This window comes from Erwinia sp. INIA01 (assembly GCF_025947915.1).
GTDB lineage: Bacteria > Pseudomonadota > Gammaproteobacteria > Enterobacterales > Enterobacteriaceae > Erwinia > Erwinia coffeiphila.
Genome location: NZ_JAPDNC010000002.1, coordinates 46,235 through 70,715, shown reverse-complemented (window position 1 = coordinate 70,715; position 24,481 = coordinate 46,235). Strand labels below are relative to the sequence as shown.

The following is a 24,481-nucleotide window of genomic DNA, read 5'->3' as shown; positions in this document are numbered from 1 at the left end:
CAGATAGCCCCACTCAGGCAGAAATGGCGCAGAAAATGAGTCTAAAACGCGTATTGTTATCCGATGTGGCAAAGCAGGCGGGGCTGTCAAAGGCGACCGTGTCGCGCTATATGAATCACAATATCGTGCTGCCGCAGGAGACGATTGACCGCATTGAAAGCGCCATTCGCGAGCTGGACTATCGCGGCAACAGCCTGGCGCGCCGCCTGAGCAAAGGCGGCAGCGAAACCCTTGGCCTGGTGCTGCCCGACATCACCAACCCCTTCTTTGCCGAACTGGCCGACGCCGCCGAAGAGGCCGCTTCCGCCAATGGCTACAGCCTGGTGCTATGCATCACCCGCAATAACCCGGACAAAGAGTGCCAGTTTATCCGCTGGCTGGATACCTGCCAGGTCGACGGTCTGCTGTTCACCACCAACCGCCCGGATAACGGCCTGTTGCGCAAAGAGATCCAGCGCCACCAGCGCATTGTACTGCTGGATGAGGATATTCCGGGCAGCAAAGTGCCGAAAGTGTTTGCCGATAACGTGCAGGGCGGGCGCATTGCCACGGAGAAACTGATTGCCGCCGGGCATCGCCATATCGCGTTCGTCGGCGGGCCGGATGAGCTGATGAGCGTGCGCGAACGCTATCAGGGCTTTTGCACCGCCATGGAGCAGGCCGGGCTGAGCTGGCCGCCGGAATGGGTAATGTACGGCGACTACCAGCGCGAGTTTGGTCAGCGGGCGCTGAAGCACCTGTTCAGCCAGCCCGTGCGCCCAACCGCCGTCTTTGCGGCCAGTGACTATCTGGTGCTGGGCCTGCTGGACGGTCTGCGCGCCAGCGGACTCCAGGCACCGGCCGCGCTTTCCCTCGTCGGCTTCGACGATGCCAACTATGCCGACTTCACCCAGCCGCGTATTTCCACCATCCGCCAGCCCGCGCGGGAGCTGGGCCGCACCGCCGTCAGCATCATGCTGCGCCTGCTGAATAACGAAAAGGACATCCCCTCTGAAACCCGCCTGCCGGTGGAATGGATTGGTCGCGATTCCATCAGGATTTGTTAAGCGCGTCCCAAAATGGCGCAAAAGCGCCCAATTTTGGCGCAAAAAGCGTTCAATTTAAATTCTCTTCGCTATAATCAGTAAACCGGTTTACTAACGAATTGTTAATAAATTCGTTGTGCTACAGAGAGTTAAACCACCGGGCTGCTGTGTTGTTCCTGCCCTGGCACGGATGCTGCAAAGATTGACTGGCGAACAAATATCTTAAATAGCGTTTGACCTGATTGTGATACGGAAAGCTCCATTCCGCAGGTAAACCGGTTTACAAGGGTGTAAACCGTGTTGGATGGATGACTTTCCCGCAGCCCGGCAGACATTTTCCCGGCACCAGCGATGGGAGTTATCAGATGCAGCAGCCCCAGACTACCCCGCCACGGGTAGAAATGATCAATATCACCAAGACCTACGGGTCGATACGCTCACTGCGCGGCGTGAACCTGGAGCTGGCTCCAGGGGAAGTGCTCGGCCTGGTGGGCGATAACGGCGCAGGGAAATCCACCCTGACCAAAGTGCTCTCCGGCGCGGTGGTCCCCACCAGCGGCACAATCCGCATTGACGGCGAAGCGCACCAGTTCACTAACCCGGCGGATTCCCGCCGCTGCCATATCGAGATGGTTTATCAGGATCTGTCGCTGTGCGACACGGTCGACGTGGCCGGAAATCTGTTTATGGGCCGCGAGCCGATGAAATCGATCCTCGGTATTCCGTTCCTTGATGAAGCCAAAATGCACGCCGATGCGCGTGAGATGCTGAAAGGGCTGGGCATTTCCATTCCCGATACCCGCCTGCTGGTGCGCAATCTCTCCGGCGGTCAGCGCCAGGCCATCGCCATTGCCCGTGCGGCGGCGTTTGACCCGAAAGTGCTGATTATGGACGAACCTACTGCCGCGCTGGCCGTGGCGGAAGTGGAAGCGGTGCTGGAGCTGATCCGCCGCGTTTCCGCCCGTGGGGTGAGCGTGATCCTGATTACCCACCGCCTGCAGGATCTGTTCCTGGTCTGCGACCGGATTATGGTGATGTATGAAGGCACCAACGTGGCTGAACGCCGGGTCGCAGACACCGATCTGAGCGATATCGTTAACCTGATTGTGGGCGAAAAATTCACCGCTCGCTCTGCCGCCGCACACTGAGGTAACAGGATGAGTATCATGAACTTAAGCAGCTCCCGCATGATCCAGCACTCGCTGCCGCGCCGCCTGCTGCATAACCACTCGGGCGTGGTCAGCATTGCACTGTTTTTCGTCTTCTGCTGCGTGGTGTTTTCGCTGATCACCAGTAACTTCCTCACCGGCACCAACTGGCTGAACATCGTTCGCCAGAGCGCGCCGCTGCTGATCGTCGCCACCGCCATGACGCTGGTGATCACCACCGGCGGTATCGATTTGTCGGTGGGGTCCACCCTTGCGCTGGTCGGTGCCCTTTCCGCTATCGCCCTGAATAACTGGGGACTGCCGTGGCCGGTCGTCCTGCTGGGCGGTCTGCTGCTCGGCGGGCTGGTCGGCGCAATTAACGGCTTTTTCATCGCCTACGAAGGGATACCGGCGTTTATCGTCACCCTCGCTACCCTGGCGGTCGTGCGCGGTATCGCGCTGCTGGTCACCCAGGGCTATTCGATTCCGGTGCCTGAAGACAGCCTGTTTACGATGATGGGCCGCGCCTGGGTGCTGGGGATTCCGATGCCCGCGCTGCTCGCCATTATTGTGCTGATCGTCGGGCATTTCGTCCTCAACCATATGCGCTTTGGCCGCTACGTGACCGCCATCGGCGCCAACGCCGAGGGCGCGCGCCGCAGCGGGATTAACACCAAGGCCGCCATCATGAAGGTGTATATCATCAGCGGCATGGCCGCCGCGCTGGCCGGAATGATTATCACTGCCCGCCTCGGCAGCGGTTCATCTAACCAGGGGGAAGGCTTTGAGTTACAGGTGATTGCCGCCGTCGTGCTCGGCAGCACCAGCCTGTTCGGCGGCTTTGGCACCATCATCGGCACGCTGCTGGGTGCGCTGTCGATTGCGGTGATCCAGAACGGGCTGATCCTCTCGCACATTTCACCGTTCTATACCCAGATCGCCACCGGCACCATCATCCTGCTGGCCATCTGGCTGAACACCCGCATTCTCAACCCCACGCGATCTGCGGCAAAAGGATAGCTGATGAAAGGATCAATTTTTCGCCATCCGCACCCGCTGCCGGTTGGCGTCAGCAGCGGCTATGTGATGACGGTGCTTGGCCCGCTGCCGATTGCTGAGATGGGCGTCACGCTGATGCATGAGCACATCCTGCTGGATGCTTCCGGCAAGTGGGTGCCGCCGTGCTGCTGTAGCGATCGTCACCTGGCCGAGATGCCGGTGAAGATGGAAAACCTCGGCGAGCTGTCGCTGAACCCGCTGATGAGCCGCGATAACTGCCAGCTGTTTGACGCCGATCTGGCGATTGAGGAGCTGACCAAATACCGCGCGCTCGGCGGGGAAACGGTGGTCGACCCGACCAATATCGGCATTGGTCGCGATCCGAAGGCGCTACAGCGCATCTCGCGCCTCACCGGGCTGAATATCGTGATGGGCACCGGGCTGTATCTGGAGCCGTCGCACCCCGAGTGGGTGAAAACCACCAGCTTGGAGCAGCTGACCGAAAAGCTGATCTACGACCTCGGCGGCGCGGAGGAGAAGCCGGAGGTGATTGCCGGGCTGATTGGCGAAATCGGCATTTCCAGCCGTTTTACGCCGGATGAAGAGAAGTCCCTGCGCGCGGCGGGCCGTGCCAGCTCCGCCACCGGCGTGCCGATTGAGGTGCATCTGCCGGGCTGGGAACGGCTGGGGCATAAGGTGCTGGATATCCTTGAGCAGGAAGGGGCCGATCTGCGCCATACGGTGCTGTGCCATATGAACCCGAGTTTTGCCGACAAGCGCTATCAGCGCGAGCTGGCTCAGCGCGGCGCGTTCCTGGAGTACGACATGATCGGCATGAGCTACTACTACGCCGACGAATCGGCCCAGTCGCCGTCCGACGAGGAAAACGCCCGCGCCATTCGCGAGCTGATTGACGACGGCTTTATCCTGCAGATTTTGCTGTCGCAGGACGTGTTCCTGAAAACCATGCTGACCCGCTACGGCGGCCACGGCTATGGCTACATTCTCAAGCACTTTGTCCCGCGCCTTAAGCGCCACGGCGTCAGCGGTGAACAACTTGAAACCTTAATGATCGGTAATCCCCAGCGGGTATTTGGCGGATAAAAAGGAATAAATCAGATGAAGAAGAAAATTTTACTGGTGGGTGAATCCTGGACCAGCACCTCGGTACACGTGAAAGGCTTCGATCAGTTTGCCACCGCCACCTGGCACAACGGCGCCACCGACTTCCTGGCCGCGCTGGCGGACAGCAATTATGCCATCACCTATATGCCCGCCCACGCGGCGGCCACCGACTTCCCGCTGACGCAGGAAGAGCTGGCGGAATGGGATGCAATTATCCTGTCGGATATCGGTGCCAACACGCTGCTGCTGCACCCGGACACCTGGCTGAAAAGCCGCCGTACCGCCAATCGCCTGACGCTGCTGCATGACTACGTGGCTAACGGCGGCTCGCTGATGATGATCGGCGGCTATTTCAGTTTCCAGGGGATCAACGGCGGTGCGCGCTATCGCAATACGGCGGTGGAGAAAGTGCTGCCGGTACGCTGCCTGGCCTGGGACGACCGCATCGAAACGCCGGAAGGCTGCTATGCCGAGGTCACTGAATCGCACGCGGTATTTAACGACATTCCGGGCGAATGGCCATGGCTGCTGGGCTATAACGAAGTGGAGATGCATCCGGAGGGCAAGCTGCTGGCTACCGTGTCCGGCACCGGCCATCCTCTGCTGGCGGTGCGCGAATACCAGCAGGGCCGCTCGCTGGTGTGGACCAGCGACATGTCCGCCCACTGGCTGCCGGAAGAGTTTGCCAAATGGCCGGGCTATCGCCAGCTGTGGGTGAACTGCCTTGACTGGCTGACGGAACGCGGCTGATGGCGGCGGATACCACGCTTGAACTGGCCCGGCAGCTGCTGGGCTTTAACACCATCAACCCGCCGGGCGATGAAGCAGACTGCATGCGCTTTTTTGCCGGGTGGCTCAGCGACCACGGTTTTGAGGTTTCCCTCTCGTCGTTCGGTGAGGGGCGCAGCAATCTGGTAGCCCGCCTGCCCGGCAATGCGCCGGGCAGGCCGCTGGCGTTTACCGGCCATCTGGATACCGTGCCGCTCGGCAACGCGTCGTGGCAGTTCGATCCTTTTGGCTCGCAGATCGACGGCGATCGTCTCTACGGCAGGGGATCAAGCGACATGAAAGCGGCGGTGGCGGCGTTTGCCGTCGCCTGCGTTCAGCACCGCCAGAAAATCCTTAACGGGCGCGGCGCGGTGCTGCTGATCACCGGCGGCGAGGAAACCGGCTGTGACGGCGCGCGGGCGCTGATCGAAGCCGGGGATCTGCCGGAGATCGGCGCGCTGATCGTCGGAGAACCGACGGCCAACTACCCGGTTATCGGGCACAAAGGCGCGCTGTGGCTGCGCTGCGAAACGCGGGGCAAAACCGCCCACGGCGCGATGCCGGAGCTGGGGATTAACGCCATTTATCTGGCGGCGGATGCGCTGGGCAAAATCCGCCACTTCTTGCCGGGCGCGCCGCATCCGCTGATGAAGCAGCCGACGCTGAACGTCGGGCGTATTGAGGGCGGTCTGAACATTAACTCGGTGCCGGACCGCACGCGTTTTGATGTCGATATCCGCAGCGCGCCGAATCTTCAGCACGCCACCATCCGCGAACGGCTGGGTGCGCTGTTGGGTGAAAACGTCACCCTGACCACGCTGGTCGATCTGCCTGCGGTGCTGAGCGAAGAGCGCCACGCCTGGATTCGCCAGGTGTATCATCGCTGCCAGCCGCTGCACGATGCCCCGCTGACACCGCGCATGGTGCCCTACTTTACCGATGCCTCGCTGCTGCTGCCTGCGCTCGGCAATCCACCGTGCATTATTCTCGGCCCAGGCGAGCCGTCGATGGCGCACCAGACTGACGAATACTGCCTGCTCAGCCGACTGGCAGAGGCCGAGCAGCTGTACGCGGAAATCATTCAGGACTGGATGGATTAATTGGGCTGCCGGTTATGCCGCGAAGTCCTGCGCCTCGGTCGCCAGCAGCGCCCGATGCAGCGTCTCGGTAGTGACGGCAAACGGCAGTCCGCCCAGACTTTGTGCCGGGAAGCGGATATCGGCAGCGATCTGCGCAATGCGTGCCGCTCTGTCGCCTGCCAGCGTGGGCAGCCGCAGCGGGCTGCGGTAGATTTTCAGCAGGGAGAGCAGCTGCGCATCCGGCTGGCCGTATTCCACCAGCGACTGAAGCAGCAGGCTGAACCCGACTTTTTCGCCGTGCAGCCAGTCGTGCAGCTCCGGCTGATGGGTCAGCGTATCGTGGATGACGTGCGCCAGCCCCGGCGTATCCAGCTCGCCGCGCACGCTGTTGGCTAAACCAGCCAGCACAATATTGGCCTCAATCACCTTTTCCAGCGCCTGCGTCACCTGCTGCCGTTCATTCGCCGCGACCGCCTCTTCGCCTCAGCGCAGGAAGGCATCGTACGCCTGCCTGGCCGCTGAGACTTTCACCTCCAGCGCCAGATGGTGCGGGTTGTGCCGCTGCCAGGGATCGAACTCTACCCATTTCGCCAGCGCATCAACGATGCCGGAGCGCAGATAGCGCACGTCGGCGCGGGCGATAATGTCACTGTCGACCAGGATCAGCGCAGGCATGGCGTCCAGCGCCCGGCTGTCGAGATGACCGCCCTCTTCATTATAGATAATTGCCAGCGGCGACCAGGCGGCACAGGTGGCCGCCAGCGTCGGCAGCGCAAACAGCTGGCGATCGCCCAGCGCATCGTTAACGGCCTTGGCGGTATCCAGCACGCGCCCGCCGCCGATGGCCAGAATCCCTTCCGCCCCCTGTTCCAGCAGGTTGTGGCGGAACTGCGCAATCGCCGCATCGGTACATTCGCCGGTTAAATATTCCACCTGCCAGCACAGGCCAGCCCGATTCAGGCTCTCTTCCAGCGCCGGGTTCACCGCCCGCCAGGCCTGCGGCGAGGTGAGAATGCGCAGATGGCCGACCAGCGGACGAATGCGCTCGCCGACCTGATGGATCAGGCCCGGCTGCTGAATATAGTTGCCCGGCGACTTGATGGTGAACTGTGCGGGCTGAAATTGTGGGTTTGCCAGACTCATAGCGTCCTCTTCACTCAAAAGAAAGTCTATCCTGCTCTTTGCCAACGCGCCGGGCGACAGCCACCTGGCAGCATGTCTGCTGTCGGCGGCATAGCGAAGAGCGCCATTACTCGCCGCTGAGATTGCTCGCCGCGAACTCCTGCTCTTCCGCGAAGGCCACAAACGTCGGCGGCAGCCAGGCGGTCACCTCAGGAAGCGGTTCATTAAATCGGGCGATCTCCACGAAGCAGGTCTGCGCAGTGCTGCCCTGGCCGAGCCGGGAACTGCCGATATCGGTGGTTAATACGTTCGGGTTGCCGTGTTTATCCAGAGAGCGGTTTTCCTGCGCGTTCAGCGGGTCGTACCAGGCCCCGGTAGAGATCTGCACCACGCCGGGCCGGATATCCTCGGTGAGATGCACGCCCGCCAGCAGCGCGCCGCGATCGTTAAACACCTTCACGATATCCCGCTCGCCGATGCCGCGCGCGGCGGCATCCTGCGGGTGCATCCACAGCGGCTCGCGGCCGTTAATTTTGGTCTGCTGGCTGACTGACTCATGATCGTACTGGCTGTGCAGCCGCGTGCGCGGCTGGCTGGAAAGCATATGCAGCGGCCAGCGCTGGCGCTGTTCCTGCTGGGCATTCTGCTCATCGGTGTGCCAGTAGGCGTGGCCCGGCGCTTCGCGGTAGCCAAACGCGGCCACCGCGGCGGAAAACAGCTCGATTTTCCCCGACGGCGTGGACAGCGGCGCGGCCTCGGGATCGTCCCGGAACGCCTTCAGCAGGATCTGCGGCACGTCGGGTGCGGCATATTCCAGCTTGCCTTGCGCCCAGAAGGCCTCGAAGTCGGGCAGCTGAATGCCGTCCTCTGCGGCTCGTGGACGAGATTCATGATAAATCCTCTCCAGCCAGCCGCGCGCGCTGTGCCCTTCGGTAAACTGCGCAGCGAAATCCAGCTTTTCCGCCAGTGCGCTGAAGATGGCGTAATCATCACGCGCTTCCCCCTGCGGCGGCAGATGCTGGCGCATGGCGATCATAAAGCCGTCGTTGCTGGCGCTGCCGATATCTTCCCGCTCCAGCGAGGTGGTAGCGGGCAGTACGATATCGGCGAATTTGGCCTGGGCGGTCCAGTACTGTTCATGGACGATCACCGTTTCCGGCCGCCGCCAGCCGTCAATCAGCCGGTTGAGGTCCTGATGATGATGGAAGCTGTTGCCGCCCGCCCAGTAAACGAGGCGGATATCGGGATAGGTTAAGGTCTGGCCGTCGAATTCGTAGTGTTCGCCGGGGTGAAGCAGCATATCGGTGATACGCGCCACCGGGATGCGCGCGCTGACCGCGTTGCGGCCCGCAGGCATGCGCGGGCCGGAGAAGCGCCGCCGTTCGGCCCCGGCCAGGTTGGTGGAGGCGTAGCCAAAGCCGATGCCGCCGCCGGGGGTGCCAATCTGCCCAAGTAGTGCGGTGACCGCCACCAGCGCCCAGTAGGCCTGTTCGCCCTGCCGCGCGCGCTGTACCGACCACGCCATATTGATCATCGTTTTCTTCTGCGCCATCTGCCGCGCCAGCTGACGGATCGTCTCCGCCTCCAGCCCGGTGATGGACGCCGCCCACTCAGGGGTCTTCGCTTCGCCGTCGTCCTCGCCCTGCACGTAGGCCGCAAAGCGCTCAAAACCGACCGTACAGCGGGCGATAAAGTCCTGATTAACCAGACGTTCGGCAATCAGCACCTGGCACACCGCCAGCAGCAGCGCGGTATCGCTGCCGGGCCGGAGCGCCAGCCAGTCGGCATCGCCGACGGCGGCCAGATCGTTGCGCACCGGGCTGACGTTGATAAAGCGGCAGCCGTTGGCGCGCAGGGTTTGCAGCCAGTGATCGAGGGCGTGATCGTTGGCCCCACCGCCGTTAACCTGGGCATTACGCAGCGGCAGGCCACCGATGGCAACAAACAGTTCACAGTGTTCAGCCAGCACCGGCCAGTGGGTGTGCTGACGCTGAAGATCGTCGAGATCACCGAGAATATGCGGTAAAACCCGCTCTCCAGCGGCGATGCTGTACGTGTTGGTGCTGGCGGTATAGCCGCCGAACTGATTGAGGAAGCGGTGCAGCTGACTCTGCGCATGGTGGAAACGCCCGGCGCTCGACCAGCCGTAGGAACCACCGTAGATGGCCTGATTGCCGTGGGCGTCTTTCACCCGCCGCAGCTCAGCGGCCACCAGCGACAGCGCCTGCTCCCAGCTCACTTCCACAAAGGGTTCTTTACCGCGCCCCTCGCGATTCGCCGGTTTGCCCTGCAGATAGCCGAGCCTGACCGCCGGTCGCCGCACGCGGCTGTTGCCCTGCACCGCGCCCGGCATCGAGAAGCCAATCTTCGACGGATTGCGGTCCCACTCCACCGGCTCGACGGCGGTCAGCACGCCGTTATCGGTGGTCACCCGATAGGTGCCCCAGTGGGTGACGGTCAGTCGTTTATCGGCTTCGGCCTGCTGGCTCATGGTGCGCTCCGGGAGTTAGTGCATGGTCATTCCGCCAGTGACGTTAATCGCCTGGCCGGTCATATAGGAGGACAGCGGGCTGGCGAGAAACAGCACCACGTTGGCGACGTCTTCCGGCTGCGCGGTGCGGCCCAGCGGCACCTGCGAACAGTCTTCGGCATAGATATCCTCTGCCGTCAGCCCACGCAGTTTACCGCCCAGCTCCCGCTCGTGCCATTTCATCGGTGTTTCAACGATGCCGGGGCAGACGGCGTTAACGAGGATGTTGTCGCGTGCCAGCTCAATCGCCGCCACCTTGGTTAAACCCAGTACCGCATGTTTAGAGGCGACATACTGCCCCATCAGGCGATAGCCGTTTTTCCCCGCCTGCGAGGCGATATTGATAATGCGGCCGTAGCGCTGGGGCTTCATCAGGGCGATAGCGGCCTGCGAGGCGTAGCCAACGCCCTTGACGTTGACGTCGAGGATGCGCTGCCAGGCCGCCTCATCCAGCTCGTCGATGCGGCTCATTGCCGACACGCCGCAGCTGTTGACCAGGATATCCACGCGGCCAAACTGCTGCTGCGCCGCGGCAATCAGCTCGTCCGCCTGTTCTGGCCGGGCGATATCACACGGAAGCCACAGCCAGCGGTCGCCGGTTTCCCGCGCGGTGATGGCGATGTCGCCCACCACCACGTTGGCACCGGCCTGATGCAGCAGCTCGGCAATGGCCCGCCCGATTCCCTGCAGGCCGCCGGTGACCACCGCCGTCTGCCCCTGGAGATCGATGGCAACCATCAAACTACCTGACGGGAAAAGGCGTCAGTGCTGATCCCGGCCGCCAGAACCTGACGCGCGTACTCTTTCGCCGAGAACAGCGAGTGATCTCGATAGTTGCCGCACTCCAGCGGCGTCACCGCCGGAACGTCGGTAGCATCAACCACCCGCTCCAGCACGCGGGTCAGCGCGGTAGCGATGGTTTTCGGATCGCGGTTATCCCACAGGATGAGATAGAAGCCGGTGCGGCAGCCCATCGGGGAAATGTCGATCACGCCTTCCAGCTCTTCGCGCAGGCCGAAGGCCAGCAGATGCTCCAGCGTGTGCAGCGCGGCGGTCGGGATGGCATCCACGTTCGGCTGCAGCAGGCGCAGGTCATATTTTTCCACCACGCTGCCCAGCGCGTGTTTTTCATTACCGGCCACCCGCACATACGGGGCGATGACTTTGTTGTGATCGAGGGTAAAGCTCTCTACTACTGGCATACGGTTTCTCCTTACGATTATTCGCGACGTATCCGGCGCGCCAGACGCGTGCCGAAGGTCTGTAAAAGCTGCACGATAACGATCAGCACCAGCGCGGTGCTCAGCGTGGCAAAGGCATCAAAACGCTGGTAGCCGTAGGTAATGGCCAGGTCGCCGATGCCGCCGCCGCCAACGGTGCCCGCCATTGCGGTAGCCCCCAGCAGGCCGATGGTGGCGGTGGTCAGCGCGAGGATCAGCGATGATGCGGCCTCCGGCAGCATAAAGTGCCATATGGTTTGAAAGGTGCTGGCACCCATGGCGTTGGCGGATTCGAGAATGCCGTCATCCACCTCCAGCAGCGAGCTTTCCACCAGCCGGGCAATATAGGGGGCGATAAACACCACCAGCGGCACAATCGCGCCGGGGGTGCCGATAGTGGTGCCGACCAGCCAGCGTGTAACCGGCAGAATGGTGATCAGCAGGATGATAAACGGCAGCGAGCGCAGGATGTTCACCACCGGATTAAGGATCTGGTGCAGCGTGCCGTTCGGCAGAATGCCGCCGGGGCGGCACAGCACCAGCACGATGCCCAGCGGGATGCCAAGCAGCGCGCCAAAGCCCAGCGACACGCTGACCATGATCAGCGTATCGTACAGCGCCAGCAGGAACTGATCGCCGGTGATGGCGGTATCAATAAATTCAAACATCGCTGATTTTCACTCCTGCGTCATGGAGGTAGCGGATCGCCGCGTCGATATCCGCCGCTTCGCCGCTAATCTGCACGATCATAAAGCCGAGGATGGTGCTCTGAATTTCAGACATGTTGGCAAACAGGATATTGACCTCCACCGGATACTCGCGGATCAGCCAGTTGACGATCGGCTGCTGCGCGGTCTGCCCCACGAACTCCAGCCGCAGCGCCCGGCTCTGGCTCTGCTGTTTAATGCGCGCCACGGTCTGCTCCGGCAGGCGATCGTGGATCACCGACTGCACAAAGCTGGCGGTGACAGAATCTTTCGGCTGCCCAAACAGCTCAAGCACGTTACCCTGCTCAACCACCTTCCCGTTGGCCATCACCGCGACCTTGTGGCAGATTTTTTGCACCACCGACATTTCATGGGTGATCAGCACGATGGTGATGCCGTAGCGGCGGTTAATTTCCTGCAGCAGCAGCAGGATCTGCACGGTGGTGTGCGGGTCCAGCGCCGAGGTAGCTTCGTCACACAGCAGGATCGACGGGTTGGTGGCCAGCGCGCGGGCAATACCCACGCGCTGCTTTTGCCCGCCGGAAAGTTCATCGGGATAGCTTTCGGCTTTATCGCTGAGGTTCACGAAGGCCAGCAGCTCGCTCACCCGTTCGCGGATAAAGGCTTTATCGCGCCCCTGTAAGATCAGCGGGATCGCCACGTTGTGAAATACCGTGCGCGAGTTCAGCAGGTTAAAGTGCTGAAAGATCATGCCGATATCTTTCTTCACCTGGTTCAGCTGTTTCTTACTGATGCCCTGCAGCGACAGATCGTTAATCAGCACATCGCCCTCGGTGGGCGCTTCCAGATGGTTAATCAGGCGCAGCAGCGTACTTTTTCCCGCGCCGCTGGCACCGATAACGCCGAAGATATCTCCCTGATTAATCGTCAGGTTGACGTTATCCAGCGCAAGGAAGCTTTCTCCCTTGCGGGTAAACGTTTTGCTGACCGCGTTAAAGCGGATAACCGGCTGACTCATTTGAAATAGCTGGGCTGCAGGTAGCCGTCATACTGCGAATGGGTGGTGATATAGGTTTTAAACTCGGCGGAGTGGTAGCCCGCCACGATGTCCTTGGCGAACTGCGCGTCTTTATTTTTACCGGCCACCGTCACCACGTTGATAAACTGGCTGGTTGGCGTTTCCAGCTTGAGCGCCGAGCTTAATTTCATCCCGCTGGAAACGGCGAAGTTGCCCTGAATCAGCCCGAAGTCCACGTCCGGCAGCGCGCGAACCTGCTGGGCGTTATCCATCTCTTTCAGCACAATTTTGTACGGGTTTTCACTGATGGCTTTCTGCGAGAAGGTCGCCGGGTCGATATCGGCCTTCAGTTTGACCCAGCCGAGGCTTTGCAGCACCAGCAGGGCGCGATATTCATTAGGCGCCTGGTTCGGCACCGAGATCACCGTACCCGGCTTCGGCGTATCCAGCGTGTTGAGCTTGCCGGCATAGAGGCCCATCGGTGGGGTTGGCACCTGCACAATGCCGACGTTATCAATACCCAGACGTTCGTTGACCGATTTTAAATACACCGGGTGCTGCATAATATTGGCTTCAATATTACCCCGCGCCACCGCATCGTTAACCTGAATACCGTCGCTGAAATCTTTATACTCGACTTTATATCCCTTCTTGATCAAAAATGGTGCAACGCCATTCTGGAACTGCTCTTTATAAGGGCCGGGGTTAAAACCCACACGAATTAGTTTATCATCGGCATGCGCTGTCGAAATAACTACAGCAGAAGACAATAAGGCAACAACCAGTCCGCTAATCAATGACCTGCGCATAGAAATACTCTCTCCGGTGAAGTGCTGAATATAAAATAAATGATTCCAATATACTCAGGACTTTGCAGCGAAAGTGAATTCTGCTCAATATCTTTATTGTGCTAACCTTATCCGTTATTTGTTATTGTGTTTTTTGCATATCGATATCTGTTTTTATCTTTTCGCCGCCGAACAATTTCATTTTTATGCACCGATGGGCTATGCGATAGTCCGGCTATTAATAGTTTTTATCGAGAAGTATTATGCCGGTATTTTCTGCTTCGCCCCTTTTAGATCAATTAGAAGAAAATCTGTTTAGCGCGCTGGAAAAGATGGCGGCACAGATCGATACCTCGCAGCGTCCGCTGATTGACCTTTCTTCCGGCAGCCCGCGCCAGCCCACTCCGGCAGCGGTGGTCGCCACGCTGCAATCCGCCGCCGCACAGCCGGAAAACCATGATTACCCGTCGTTCTGGGGCAAACCCGCGCTGCGCCAGGCGATCGCCCGCTTTTATCAGCGCCAGTACGGCGTAGAGCTGGACCCGGATAGCGAGATTGCCGTTTTCCACGGCTCGCATATCGGTGTGACCGGCCTGCCGCGCGCGCTGCTCGCGCCCGGTCAGTTTTTGGTTTCGACCGATCCCTGCTACCCCATTTACCGTTCGGCCGCCGCGCAGGCGCAGGCGAAGTTTTACGGCATCCCGCTGCACGCTAAAAACCAGTTTCTGCCGGACTTTACCGAAGTGCCGGAAGCGGTCGCGCGGCATGCCGGGCTGCTGATGCTCAACTACCCGCATAACCCGACCGGGGCAGTGGCGACCCCGCAGCTGTTTGACGATGCGCTGGCGTTCGTCCAGCGGCTGAACGTTCCGCTGCTGCACGACTTCGCCTACTCGGCGATTGGCCGCCATGCTCAGGAAGCGCCGCCCAGCCTGCTGTCGCAGCCGGAGGCCAAAGAGTGGGGCGTGGAAATCTATACGATGTCGAAAACCTTCCTGATGGCGGGCTGGCGCTTTGGTTTTGCCGTCGGCAACGCCTCGGTGATTAGCGCATTCAAAAAGCTGCACACCCACAGCTACAGCACGGTGTTTGGCGCGGTGCAGGATGCGGCGATTACCGCGCTGGATCTGCCGGAGAGCGCGGTGGCGGAGTTTGCCGCGCTTTACCACCGCCGCCGCGAGCGGGTCATCCGCGCGCTGGAAGCGATGTGCTGGCCGGTGGATGCCCGCCAGGGCACCTTCTTCCTCTGGCTGCCGGTGCCGACGGGCTACAGTTCGCAGCAGTTCACCGAACGCCTGCTGCACGAGGCGCAGGTGCTGGTTGCTCCCGGCCACGGTTTCGGCGCGGGCGGCGAAGGGTTTGTGCGCCTGAGCCTGACCGCCAGCGACGAGGCGCTGGATGCGTCGCTACAACGGATTGCGGCACTGAAATTGTTTAGCTGATGCAGCTGGCGGGGAATGGGCATTTTACTCCCCCTGTAGCGTCGCCACGATCCGCCGCTCGCCGCCGTGAATACGGTGCTCGCCCAGATAAATCCCCTGCCAGGTGCCTAACAGCAGTCGCCCACGGCTGACCGGCAGCAGCAGCGACGTGCCGAGCAGTGAGGATTTAATGTGCGCCGGCATATCGTCCGGGCCTTCGTAGTCATGCTTGTACGGCGCATTCTCCGGCACGTGGCGCAGGAAGTGCTGCTCCATATCGCTGCGTACCGTAGGGTCGCAGTTTTCATTCAACGTTAATGAGGCCGAGGTGTGCTGCAACAGCAGATGCAGCAGGCCGGTCTGCACATCGCTCAGGCGGCGCAGTTCGCCGAGGATTTCATCGGTGACGAGGTGAAAACCGCGCGGTTTGGCGTTCAGGGTGAGGGTTTGCTGATACCACATTGTCTGGCTCCTTAACGTAACTGATGCGTTAAGTGTGCCGCATATGAGGCAAAGGTAAACCGGAAAAAACAACTGGCCGGGAGTTCCCGGCCAGCAGAACATCAGATTACCGCAGCGATAGCTTCGGCCACCTGACGCACGTTGTTGTGGTTCAGACCGGCGATGCAGATACGGCCGCTGGCAATCAGGTAAACGCCAAACTCGTTGCGCAGGCGATCAACCTGGGCCGCGCTCAGGCCGGTATAGCTGAACATGCCGCGCTGCTTCAGCAGGTAGTCGAAGTTTTTACCCGGTACGGCCTCGCCCAGCACGTCCACCAGCGTCTGGCGCATTTCCTGGATGCGCACACGCATCGCTTCCACTTCCGCCAGCCAGTTGGCTTTCAGATCGGCATCGTTCAGCACGCAGGAAACCACCTGCGCACCGAAGTTCGGCGGGCTGGAGTAGTTGCGGCGCACGGTGGCTTTCAGCTGGCCCAGCACACGAGAAGCTTCTTCCGCATCGTCACAGACGATTGACAAACCGCCGACGCGCTCGCCGTACAGCGAGAAGATTTTCGAGAAGGAGTTGCTGACCAGCGCAGGCAGGCCCGCAGCGGCGATAGCGCGGATCGCGTAGGCATCTTCTTCCATGCCGCCGCCAAAGCCCTGATAGGCGATGTCGAGGAACGGGATCAGCTCGCGCGCTTTCAGCACTTCGGTCACTTTATCCCACTGATCGTTATTCAGGTCCGCGCCGGTCGGGTTGTGGCAGCACGGATGCAGCAGCACGATGCTCTGTGCAGGCAGGGAGTTCAGTTTTTCCAGCAGCGCATCAAACTTCACGCCGTTGGTTTCCGGGTCATACCACGGGTAGGTATTCACCGTGAAGCCGGCACCGGCAAAGATAGCCACGTGGTTTTCCCAGGTTGGATCGCTGACCCAGACCTGTGAATTCGGGAAGTAGTGTTTAAGGAAGTCAGCACCCACTTTCAATGCACCTGAACCACCCAGCGTCTGAATGGTGGCGATGCGGCCCGCTTTCAGCACAGGATGTTCCGCGCCAAACAGCAGAGGCGCCACCGCGCTACGGTAAGGCGGCAGGCCTTCCATCGGCAGATACAGTGACGCCATCTGCGGCTTCGCGTTCAGCAGGGCTTCCGCTTTCGCCACGGCATCCATCTGCGGAATTGCACCCTGTGCGTCGTAATACAGGCCGATGCTCAGATTGACCTTGTGCGCACGATCGTCCTGCTTGAAGGTTTCCATCAGGGTGAGAATTGGATCGCCAGCATAGGCATCAACATTTTGAAACACGGTGCAGATCTCCATTTAATAATCAGTCATTCTGACGGCGGTTAACCCCGCGTCACATAGTCATCCAGAGGATATTACACGAAGTAACGGCCCGGGCGATGGTTCATGGCAATAATCAGGTTCAGGATCAGCGCGCCAATAATTGAGGCCACCAGCATTTCGCGGCTGACCACAAACAGCGACGCCAGCACCACGCAGGTGTCGACGCCCATTTGCAGCTTACCGGCGCGGATGCCGTAGCGATCCTGCAGCCACAGCGCGAGGATATTGATACCACCCAGGCTGGCCTTATGGCGGAATAACACTATAAACCCAATGCCCGTTACCACGTTACCGAACAATGTCGCATAAAAGGGATCCAGCGCCGCAAAATGAATAAACATCGGGTGCAGCTGGGAGAACAGCGACACCAGGCCGACCGCGCAGAAGGTTTTGATGGTGAACGCCCAGCCCATACGTTTCACCGCCAGCCAGTAAAACGGCAGGTTGATGGCGAAGAAGGCCAGACCAAAGGTACTTTTGGTGATGTAGCTAATCAGGAAAGCGATCCCCGCCGTGCCGCCGGTCAGCGCACCGGCCTGCTTCATCAGCGTCACGCCAAAGGAGACCATCAGCGTACCCAGCACGATCGCCATAATATCTTCGACCAGGGTATGGGGGATTTTTACGGGTTGTTCTACGACGTTATCCATCTTGTTTCTCGGGGGCTAAGTTATGCAATTATCTACCTGATAATTAGCAAAAATCGCACCAGCTAAGGACGCACGAAAGCACCTGAATCGCCCCGAAGAATTAACCCGTTGAATAAAATGCGCTTTAATTTTACATTTTGTGCGTAAAAATCAAATTATGCCGTTATTTCACGCATGGTTTGTGATTTTTTCGCACGATTTATGCATCAACAATGATGCATACGCACAGTATTGGTGCATCTCTTGCACCAATACTGTGCATTGCACTCACACCTGCGCCAGCATGCCGTTCTCTTTCAGGCGGTTCAGCACCACCGACGTTTTCACGTGTGCGACGCTTTTATGCCCGGCCACCAGCTGGCTAATCAGCGCACTCAACCCCGCCAGATCGGCCACCGCCACCTTCAGCAGATAGTCGGCATCGCCGGTGGTTTTGTAGGCGTCAACGATCGCCGACTGATCTGCCACCATGCGGTGGAAGCTGTCAACGTACTCCTGGGTGTGGTTGATCAGGCGCACTTCAATCAGGCCAATCACCCCCATGCCGACCGCATCCGGCGACAGCCGCGCGTGATAACCGAGGATCAGGCCCGCCTGCTCAAGATTGATGCGGCGGCGAGAACACTGCGAGGCGGATAAGCCGACCAGGTCACTCAGTTCCTGGTTGGTCAGCCGCCCGTTGCTTTCCAGTAAAGTCAGTATCTTAAAGTCAAAATCATCGATCTGGGTCATCGTCATTCCATGCCGGTATCAGGGGACAGCTTACTGACAGATAACCGTATTTTTTGTCGTGTTGTCCAACACTATTTTTCGCGGGGGATGAAACGCAGATCGATGCGGCGGGAACGATGGCCCCATGCGAAGCCGCCTGTTTTATGCTTTTAGGTTACTCGTCGTCGTACTGCGGACCGGCGTAGTTATCGAAGCGCGACCACTGGCCGTTAAAGGTCAGGCGCACCGTACCGATCGGGCCGTTACGCTGTTTACCGAGGATGATTTCGGCCACGCCTTTCAGATCGCTGTTCTCGTGATACACCTCATCACGGTAGATAAACATAATCAGGTCGGCATCCTGCTCGATGGAGCCGGACTCACGCAGGTCGGAGTTGACCGGGCGCTTATCCGCACGCTGCTCCAGCGATCGGTTCAGCTGCGACAGCGCCACTACCGGCACCTGCAGCTCTTTCGCCAGCGCCTTCAGCGAGCGGGAAATTTCGGCAATTTCCAGCGTACGGTTGTCCGACAGCGACGGCACGCGCATCAGCTGCAGGTAGTCGATCATAATCAGGCTGAGACCGCCGTGCTCGCGGAAGATGCGGCGGGCGCGGGAACGCACCTCGGTCGGGGTCAGGCCGGATGAGTCATCGATAAACATGTTCTTCTTTTCCAGCAGGATCCCCATGGTGCTGGAAATACGCGCCCAGTCCTCATCATCGAGCTGGCCGGTACGAATTTTGGTCTGATCCACGCGCGACAGCGAAGCCAGCATACGCATCATGATCTGCTCGCCGGGCATCTCGAGGCTGAAAATCAGCACCGGCTTATCCTGCAGCATTGCGGCGTTTTCGCACAGGTTCATCGCGAAGGTCGTTTTACCCATCGACGGACGAGCGGCGACAATAATCAGATCCGAGCGCTGAAGCCCGGCGGTTTTTTTATTGAGATCCTGATAACCGGTATCCACCCCGGTCACGCCATCGTGCGGCGTCTGATACAGCGATTCGATACGGCTGATGGTGGCTTCGAGGATCTGATCGACGCTTTTCGGCCCTTCATCTTTGTTGGCGCGGTTTTCAGCGATCTGGAATACGCGGGATTCCGCCAGATCGAGCAGATCTTCACTGCTGCGCCCCTGCGGATCGTAGCCCGCGTCGGCGATCTCATTGGCTACCGAGATCATCTCTCGCACCACGGCACGTTCGCGCACGATGTCGGCATAGGCACCGATATTCGCCGCACTTGGCGTGTTTTTCGACAGCTCGGCAAGATAGGCAAAGCCGCCTACCATGCTGAGTTCGCCTTTGGTTTCCATCGACTCGGAGAGCGTAATCAGGTCAATGGGTTTACCCATTTCCAGCAGGCGCTGCATTTCCGCAAAGATCATGCGGTGCGGACGGCTGAAGAAGTCCTGCGCCACCACGCGTTCAGAGACGTTATCCCAGCGTTCGTTATCCAGCATTAAACCGCCCAACACCGACTGCTCAGCTTCCAGCGAGTGCGGGGGCAGCTTCAGACCTTCCATCTGGCGATCGCGCGGCTCTCGGTTTTCGAAGGATTTGTTGGTGGGTTTATTTCCTGCCATAGTGATGTGCTACCAAAAATCTTGTGGGGGACGCGTAAGTATACTCGTTTGCGCCGCTGCCGTCCTCCTGCATTAAGTCGTAATCCACAGGAGTGAGCATGGTAAAACGTATACAAATCAGCCAGCACGGCGGGCCGGAGGTGATGCAGGCCATCGATTTCGATCCTGCCGATCCGCTGGCCGGCGAAGTGCAGATTGAGAATAAGGCGATAGGCATTAACTATATTGATACCTATGTGCGCAGCGGTCTGTATCCCGCTTCCCTCCCGAGCGGGCTGGGCAGCGAAGCCGCCGGTATCGTTCGGCGCGTAGGCCCGGGCGTGACGGTGCTGAAGCCGGGCGATCGCGTGGTTTATGCTCAGGCAACGCTGGGTGCCTACAGCGAAGTGCACAACGTTGCGGTGGACAGAGTGGCGCTGCTACCCGATGCGATTTCGTTTGAGCAAGCCGCCGCCTCATTCCTTAAGGGCCTGACGGTCTATTATCTGCTGCGGCAAACCTACGTGGTGCAGCCCGACGAACGCTTCCTGTTCCATGCCGCCGCCGGTGGCGTTGGGCTGATTGCCTGCCAGTGGGCGAAGGCGCTGGGCGCACATCTGATCGGCACCGTAGGCTCCGCCGAAAAGGCGCAGCGGGCTAAAGATGCCGGAGCCTGGGCCACCATTAACTATCTTGAAGAGAATATTGCCGAGCGCGTCAGCGAGCTGACCCAGGGGAAAAAGCTGCGCGTGGTGTATGACTCGGTGGGTAAAGATACTTGGGAAGCGTCGCTCGACTGCCTGCAAAGGCGTGGGCTGATGGTCAGTTTTGGCAATGCTTCCGGCCCGGTGACCGGGGTGGATCTGGCTATTCTGAACCAGAAAGGATCGCTGTACGTTACCCGCCCTTCATTGTACGGCTACATCACTACCCGCGATGCACTGACCCAGGCCAGCAATGAGCTGTTCTCCCTGCTGGCCAGCGGCGCGATTAAGGTCGATGTGCCGGAATCGCAGAAGTTCGCACTGGTCGATGCCCGTCAGGCACATCAGGCGCTGGAAAGCCGTGTAACTCAGGGTTCCAGCCTGCTTATCCCATAAAAAAATGGGGCTTCCTTACGGAAGCCCCTTTTGTTTCTTTCTTTTTTTAGTTCGCGCTGGGTGTAGGGTCAGCGGCGATGAATACGCTTTGTTTCAATCCAGTCATCCTGACAGAATTTATAAGTAAAAAATATGTTTAATTGCGAATTGTGCTGAATAATATTTCACGATGTGATCCAGAGCGCATTAGCCCACCCATGCTCATCACAAGCCCTTGATATCATCAGGATAAGCGATTGCCGTTACTATCCGGCTGTTTAATATAGGTTCGATACAACCACACCGCAGCGACCGCCAGCAGCAGCCATGGCAACAATTTAATCACAATCGCGAACAGCCCACCGACGAACATCACCAGCGTAGCGACGACCAGCGCAGCCAGGATCCCCAATATTGAAATGCCGGTCAGCATTAACATCAGAAAGAAACCGAGGACAAACAGAATCTCAATCATTGCACTCTCCCATCAATAATTACTGGATGAGACATTACAAGAAGCGTGCCATAACGACGAGAAACGTAATTCATTGAATTATACCAGGAAGGTTCGACCAGGCTAATGTTAACCTGGTCAATTTACTCAATCTATGGTCAAGCGTTAACCACGATCTTATCGGCAACCAGCGACAGTGCCTGTTCAACAACGTCGACGCCCGCACCGGCTTTATGCGCATTCTCGCTGAGGTAGCGACGCCACTGGCGCGCACCGGGAATGCCCTGGAACAGGCCCAGCATATGTCGGGTAACGTGACCCAGATAAGTACCTGCAGCCAGTTCGCGCTCGATGTACGGATACATCGCCCGTACCACCGCAACCGTATCGGCAACCGGCTGCGTGCTGCCAAACAGTTCGCCGTCAACGTGCGCCAGCATTCCTGGGTTCTGATAGGCTTCGCGCCCGACCATAACGCCGTCCAGATGCTGCAAATGGACCTTTGCTTCCGCCAGTGATTTCACGCCGCCGTTCAGCGACATCGTCAGATGCGGAAAATCACGCTTCAGCTGATACACGCGCTCGTAGTCCAGCGGTGGAATTTCGCGGTTCTCTTTCGGGCTGAGACCGGAGAGCCAGGCTTTGCGCGCGTGAATAATAAACGTCTCACAGCCGCCCTCTTCCGATACCTTACGAATAAAATCGCAGAGGAATTCATAGCTGTCCTGGTCGTCGATTCCGATGCGAGTTTTTACCGTAACCGGGATCGCCACCACGTCGCGCATCGCTTTGATACAGTCGGCAACCAGCTGCGCTTCGCCCATCAGGCAGGCACCGAAACGGCCGTTTTGCACGCGGTCCGACGGGCAGCCGACGTTAAGGTTGACTTCGTTATAGCCGCGCTCTTCCGCCAGCTTCGCGCACTGCGCCAGCGCGGCCGGATCGCTGCCGCCCAGCTGCAGCGCGACCGGCTGCTCTTCCTGACTGTAGGCCAGATAGTCACCCTTGCCGTGGATAATCGCGCCGGTTGTGACCATTTCGGTATAGAGCAGGCTCTGACGGGTCAGCTGGCGATGGAAGTAGCGACAGTGGCGATCGGTCCAGTCAAGCATCGGAGCGATGGAGAAGCGATGTGCAGGGAATTTTTCCAGCCCGTCAGCGTTAGCGGTGTTCAGAGGCATGGATTGTGATTCTTGATTCTGATGCATTTATATTCTTTGGCGGAAAATGGACTAAAACATGTCCTACTATAACACAGTGGGGTTCAGTGAGCAGAGGCGAAAATTTAGCCATCACATCAACGATTCAGATGGCTTTCAGCTGATCGATAATTAAAGGGTTTGCCTGTAGCAATAACAGTAACTTTCTTGGTGCACCGGTAGGCTGACGCCGTTTCATTTCCCAGCTTTTGACCAAATCGTAGCTAACGCCCACAGCGGCGGCAAAATCTTGCTGCTTCAAACCGGTCACTTCTCGTATTGCTCTGACATCAATATCACTATAAGTATGAATATGCTCCGGCGCTGGCGTTTCCAAACCCTGCTCGATTCTTACCATCTCCTCTGCACTGGCCAGCAGATCGGCAAATAATTCGTCTTTCATCTCTGTTTCATCGACCTCGTTGACAGGTTAGCAAAGCTACTGATTAATACGCAGACATCTTGCAGCGTTACACCAGCATGTCGGACAACTTTTTTAGCGCCTTCTTTTGCTCTTGTGATAATTCATCCTGCTCATTTTTCGGATACACCAATGCAAGATAAATCCTACCTCTGCTCGTGACATAGTAGTAAATCACCCGCACGCCGCCGCGCTTTCCCATGCCCGGTCGACTCCAGCGAATCTTACGAAACCCACCAGTCCCAGTGATAATGGCCCCTGTTTCAGGCACATCAATCAGCAGCTCCTGAAACATCATAAACTCATCATCCGGCAAAAGGTCCTGACGCCGTTTACTGAAACCCGACAGCTCAATAAAAGTAAGCATTTCACTCCCTGAAGTTGATATCTCCTGCTAAACAGGCTATTCGGGAGCAGTACAATTATCAATCAGATCGAGTGTACGTGGTACACTTTTAATGATCCATTTTATTTTTCTGGAATGTGTCTCTATAAACGCGAAGCGACGGCAAATTCGGCGTTTTGTGGCAGACGTGATAAAATATCACCTTGATCATGCCTGAGGAAAAACGATGAATATTACCAGTGCCGAAAGAATCCTGTCGCAGGCGGAAGTCATTTGTCAGCAGCGCAGCGTGCGGCTGACGCCGCAGCGTATGGAAGTGTTGCGCCTGATGACCGAGCACAACGCTTCGATTAGCGCCTACGATTTACTGGATTTACTGCGGGCATCGGAACCTCAGGCTAAACCACCTACCGTTTACCGGGCGCTGGATTTCCTACTGGAGCAGGGCTTTATTCACCGCGTGGAATCCACCAACAGCTACGTGGTCTGCCACCATTTCGAAGAGCCGTCGCACACTTCCGCAATGCTGATCTGCGATCGCTGTGGTTCTGTTACCGAACAGCATGCCGATGGCGTTGAAGAGATCCTCAAAAAGCTGGCGCAGAAAACCGGCTTTACCCTGGCCCACAGCGTGATTGAAGCGCACGGCTTTTGCCAGAAGTGCAGTGAAGTTGAAGCCTGTACCCATCAGGATGCCTGCGATCACGATCACAGCGTGCAGGGTAAGAAACGCGGGCGCTGAGATAGCCGACCTGCGAATGCAAAAGTCCCACAAGAAAGATATTTAGTTTGCGAGCGCGGAAGGTAAACAAGCTGGCAATGATACGCTTGCCGCAGACTGAAGATTGATACGTCAAGATCTAACAGAAGGTATGTAAAGCGCTTTGTCGGCACGTCCTTGTGCCAGGGGGTAGGAGCTTCTTCCTGAATTAAGTGTGGTTACCAGCGGTGATTATTGCGGCTTTCCCAGTCGCGAAGTTCCTTCTCGGCCTGGTCTTTCTGGTAGCCATAGCGTTCCTGAATCTTACCGACCAGCTGGTCGCGTTTACCTTCCACAACCGTCAGATCGTCGTCGGTGAGCTTGCCCCATTGCTCTTTCACTTTTCCTTTAAACTGCTTCCAGTTGCCGCTGATTTCATCGTTATTCATAACAGACTCCTTCTGGCTGAGATTAATGGTCTGGAATATTTCTATTCGTCACTCCGCTCAATAACCAGATAATTATCTGACTAAACGCCGAACTTACAGATAATTGTAGTGCAAATTTCGGAAGATGCTGCGCACGGGCCAATCGGAGTGCCTTAAAAGCCTGAAACCCAACGCAAGAAATCAAAAAAAACC

The 24,481-nt window shown here is 58.4% G+C and carries 25 protein-coding genes and 1 pseudogene; 9 read left to right on the top strand and 17 right to left on the bottom strand.

The annotated features are described in order from the left end of the window. Positions 1–23 precede the first annotated feature (23 nt). From OMR58_RS02280 to OMR58_RS02255, 6 genes are all read left to right on the top strand, one after another. Complete coding sequence (locus OMR58_RS02280) at positions 24–1,046, top strand: LacI family DNA-binding transcriptional regulator (protein ID WP_105592276.1); 1,023 nt, start codon at positions 24–26, stop codon at positions 1,044–1,046. Positions 1,047–1,426: 380 nt separating this feature from the next. Further along, complete coding sequence (locus OMR58_RS02275; RefSeq protein ID WP_172606574.1) at positions 1,427–2,173, top strand: ATP-binding cassette domain-containing protein; 747 nt, start codon at positions 1,427–1,429, stop codon at positions 2,171–2,173. A gap of 18 nt (positions 2,174–2,191) precedes the next feature. Continuing rightward, entirely contained in the window at positions 2,192–3,193 is a 1,002-nt protein-coding gene (locus tag OMR58_RS02270) for an ABC transporter permease (RefSeq protein ID WP_172606571.1), read from the top strand. Between the two features lie 3 nt (positions 3,194–3,196). Next, positions 3,197–4,276, top strand: a complete 1,080-nt coding sequence (locus tag OMR58_RS02265; protein WP_264545182.1) for a phosphotriesterase family protein — start codon at positions 3,197–3,199, stop codon at positions 4,274–4,276. Positions 4,277–4,291: 15 nt separating this feature from the next. Next, positions 4,292–5,047, top strand: coding sequence for a glutamine amidotransferase (locus tag OMR58_RS02260; protein ID WP_200561705.1), 756 nt, complete (start codon positions 4,292–4,294; stop codon positions 5,045–5,047). Next, a complete protein-coding gene (locus OMR58_RS02255) occupies positions 5,047–6,165 on the top strand; it encodes a M20 family metallopeptidase (protein WP_200561703.1) in 1,119 nt (372 codons plus the stop codon). The genes OMR58_RS02260 and OMR58_RS02255 overlap by 1 nt, the downstream gene beginning before the upstream one ends. Positions 6,166–6,177: 12 nt before the next feature. On the opposite strand, the pseudogene OMR58_RS02250 reads toward OMR58_RS02255, so the two are convergent. The 7 genes and pseudogenes from OMR58_RS02250 to OMR58_RS02220 form a co-directional block, all read right to left on the bottom strand. Beyond that, positions 6,178–7,287: pseudogene (locus tag OMR58_RS02250) on the bottom strand (iron-containing alcohol dehydrogenase family protein). A gap of 106 nt (positions 7,288–7,393) precedes the next feature. Beyond that, complete coding sequence (locus tag OMR58_RS02245) at positions 7,394–9,757, bottom strand: molybdopterin-dependent oxidoreductase (protein WP_264545181.1); 2,364 nt, start codon at positions 9,755–9,757, stop codon at positions 7,394–7,396. Between the two features lie 15 nt (positions 9,758–9,772). Beyond that, positions 9,773–10,534: an SDR family NAD(P)-dependent oxidoreductase gene (locus tag OMR58_RS02240; protein WP_264545180.1), complete on the bottom strand. Its 762-nt coding sequence runs from the start codon at positions 10,532–10,534 to the stop codon at positions 9,773–9,775. Beyond that, the gene (locus OMR58_RS02235) at positions 10,534–10,998 is read right to left on the bottom strand and encodes an S-ribosylhomocysteine lyase (RefSeq protein WP_264545179.1); all 465 of its coding nucleotides are present in this window, start codon (positions 10,996–10,998) and stop codon (positions 10,534–10,536) included. Before OMR58_RS02235 ends, OMR58_RS02240 begins: the two co-directional genes overlap by 1 nt. Positions 10,999–11,015: 17 nt before the next feature. Further along, entirely contained in the window at positions 11,016–11,684 is a 669-nt protein-coding gene (locus OMR58_RS02230; RefSeq protein ID WP_200543042.1) for a methionine ABC transporter permease, read from the bottom strand. Then, positions 11,677–12,702: a methionine ABC transporter ATP-binding protein gene (locus OMR58_RS02225; RefSeq protein WP_264545178.1), complete on the bottom strand. Its 1,026-nt coding sequence runs from the start codon at positions 12,700–12,702 to the stop codon at positions 11,677–11,679. Before OMR58_RS02225 ends, OMR58_RS02230 begins: the two co-directional genes overlap by 8 nt. Next, positions 12,699–13,511: a MetQ/NlpA family ABC transporter substrate-binding protein gene (locus tag OMR58_RS02220; RefSeq protein WP_105592288.1), complete on the bottom strand. Its 813-nt coding sequence runs from the start codon at positions 13,509–13,511 to the stop codon at positions 12,699–12,701. The genes OMR58_RS02225 and OMR58_RS02220 overlap by 4 nt, the downstream gene beginning before the upstream one ends. 242 nt (positions 13,512–13,753) lie before the next feature. Between OMR58_RS02220 and OMR58_RS02215 the strand changes: the two genes are divergently transcribed. Beyond that, positions 13,754–14,932, top strand: coding sequence for an aminotransferase class I/II-fold pyridoxal phosphate-dependent enzyme (locus OMR58_RS02215; protein ID WP_200561691.1), 1,179 nt, complete (start codon positions 13,754–13,756; stop codon positions 14,930–14,932). Positions 14,933–14,956: 24 nt separating this feature from the next. Here OMR58_RS02215 and OMR58_RS02210 read toward each other — a convergent pair whose 3' ends face one another. The 5 genes from OMR58_RS02210 to dnaB all read right to left on the bottom strand — a co-directional run bounded on the left by OMR58_RS02210 (position 14,957) and on the right by dnaB (position 19,662). Next, complete coding sequence (locus OMR58_RS02210) at positions 14,957–15,373, bottom strand: secondary thiamine-phosphate synthase enzyme YjbQ (RefSeq protein WP_105592290.1); 417 nt, start codon at positions 15,371–15,373, stop codon at positions 14,957–14,959. A gap of 101 nt (positions 15,374–15,474) precedes the next feature. Continuing rightward, entirely contained in the window at positions 15,475–16,668 is a 1,194-nt protein-coding gene (locus OMR58_RS02205) for an amino acid aminotransferase (RefSeq protein ID WP_172606572.1), read from the bottom strand. Positions 16,669–16,742: 74 nt separating this feature from the next. Then, entirely contained in the window at positions 16,743–17,360 is a 618-nt protein-coding gene (locus OMR58_RS02200; protein ID WP_200561687.1) for a YitT family protein, read from the bottom strand. A 267-nt stretch (positions 17,361–17,627) separates the two neighbouring features. Further along, entirely contained in the window at positions 17,628–18,092 is a 465-nt protein-coding gene (locus tag OMR58_RS02195; protein WP_105592293.1) for an Lrp/AsnC family transcriptional regulator, read from the bottom strand. A 154-nt stretch (positions 18,093–18,246) separates the two neighbouring features. Beyond that, complete coding sequence (gene dnaB, locus OMR58_RS02190; RefSeq protein ID WP_105592294.1) at positions 18,247–19,662, bottom strand: replicative DNA helicase; 1,416 nt, start codon at positions 19,660–19,662, stop codon at positions 18,247–18,249. A gap of 98 nt (positions 19,663–19,760) precedes the next feature. Here dnaB and OMR58_RS02185 point away from each other — a divergent pair, with 98 nt between their 5' ends. Continuing rightward, on the top strand, positions 19,761–20,741 hold the full coding sequence (locus tag OMR58_RS02185; protein ID WP_200561685.1) for a quinone oxidoreductase: 981 nt from the start codon (positions 19,761–19,763) through the stop codon (positions 20,739–20,741). Positions 20,742–20,964: 223 nt separating this feature from the next. Here the strand turns inward: OMR58_RS02185 and pspG are convergent, their stop codons facing one another. From pspG to OMR58_RS02165, 4 genes are all read right to left on the bottom strand, one after another. Continuing rightward, a complete protein-coding gene (pspG, locus tag OMR58_RS02180; RefSeq protein WP_105592296.1) occupies positions 20,965–21,195 on the bottom strand; it encodes an envelope stress response protein PspG in 231 nt (76 codons plus the stop codon). A gap of 137 nt (positions 21,196–21,332) precedes the next feature. After that, the gene (dusA, locus tag OMR58_RS02175) at positions 21,333–22,382 is read right to left on the bottom strand and encodes a tRNA dihydrouridine(20/20a) synthase DusA (protein ID WP_200543035.1); all 1,050 of its coding nucleotides are present in this window, start codon (positions 22,380–22,382) and stop codon (positions 21,333–21,335) included. Positions 22,383–22,479: 97 nt separating this feature from the next. Then, positions 22,480–22,776, bottom strand: a complete 297-nt coding sequence (nadS, locus tag OMR58_RS02170; RefSeq protein ID WP_200543034.1) for a NadS family protein — start codon at positions 22,774–22,776, stop codon at positions 22,480–22,482. 67 nt (positions 22,777–22,843) lie between these two features. Continuing rightward, a complete protein-coding gene (locus tag OMR58_RS02165; protein WP_264545177.1) occupies positions 22,844–23,161 on the bottom strand; it encodes a type II toxin-antitoxin system RelE/ParE family toxin in 318 nt (105 codons plus the stop codon). A 211-nt stretch (positions 23,162–23,372) separates the two neighbouring features. Here OMR58_RS02165 and zur point away from each other — a divergent pair, with 211 nt between their 5' ends. Then, positions 23,373–23,882, top strand: coding sequence for a zinc uptake transcriptional repressor Zur (zur, locus tag OMR58_RS02160; protein ID WP_205066132.1), 510 nt, complete (start codon positions 23,373–23,375; stop codon positions 23,880–23,882). A gap of 197 nt (positions 23,883–24,079) precedes the next feature. On the opposite strand, the gene OMR58_RS02155 is transcribed toward zur, so the two are convergent. Beyond that, complete coding sequence (locus OMR58_RS02155; RefSeq protein ID WP_105592300.1) at positions 24,080–24,289, bottom strand: CsbD family protein; 210 nt, start codon at positions 24,287–24,289, stop codon at positions 24,080–24,082. Positions 24,290–24,481 lie beyond the last annotated feature (192 nt).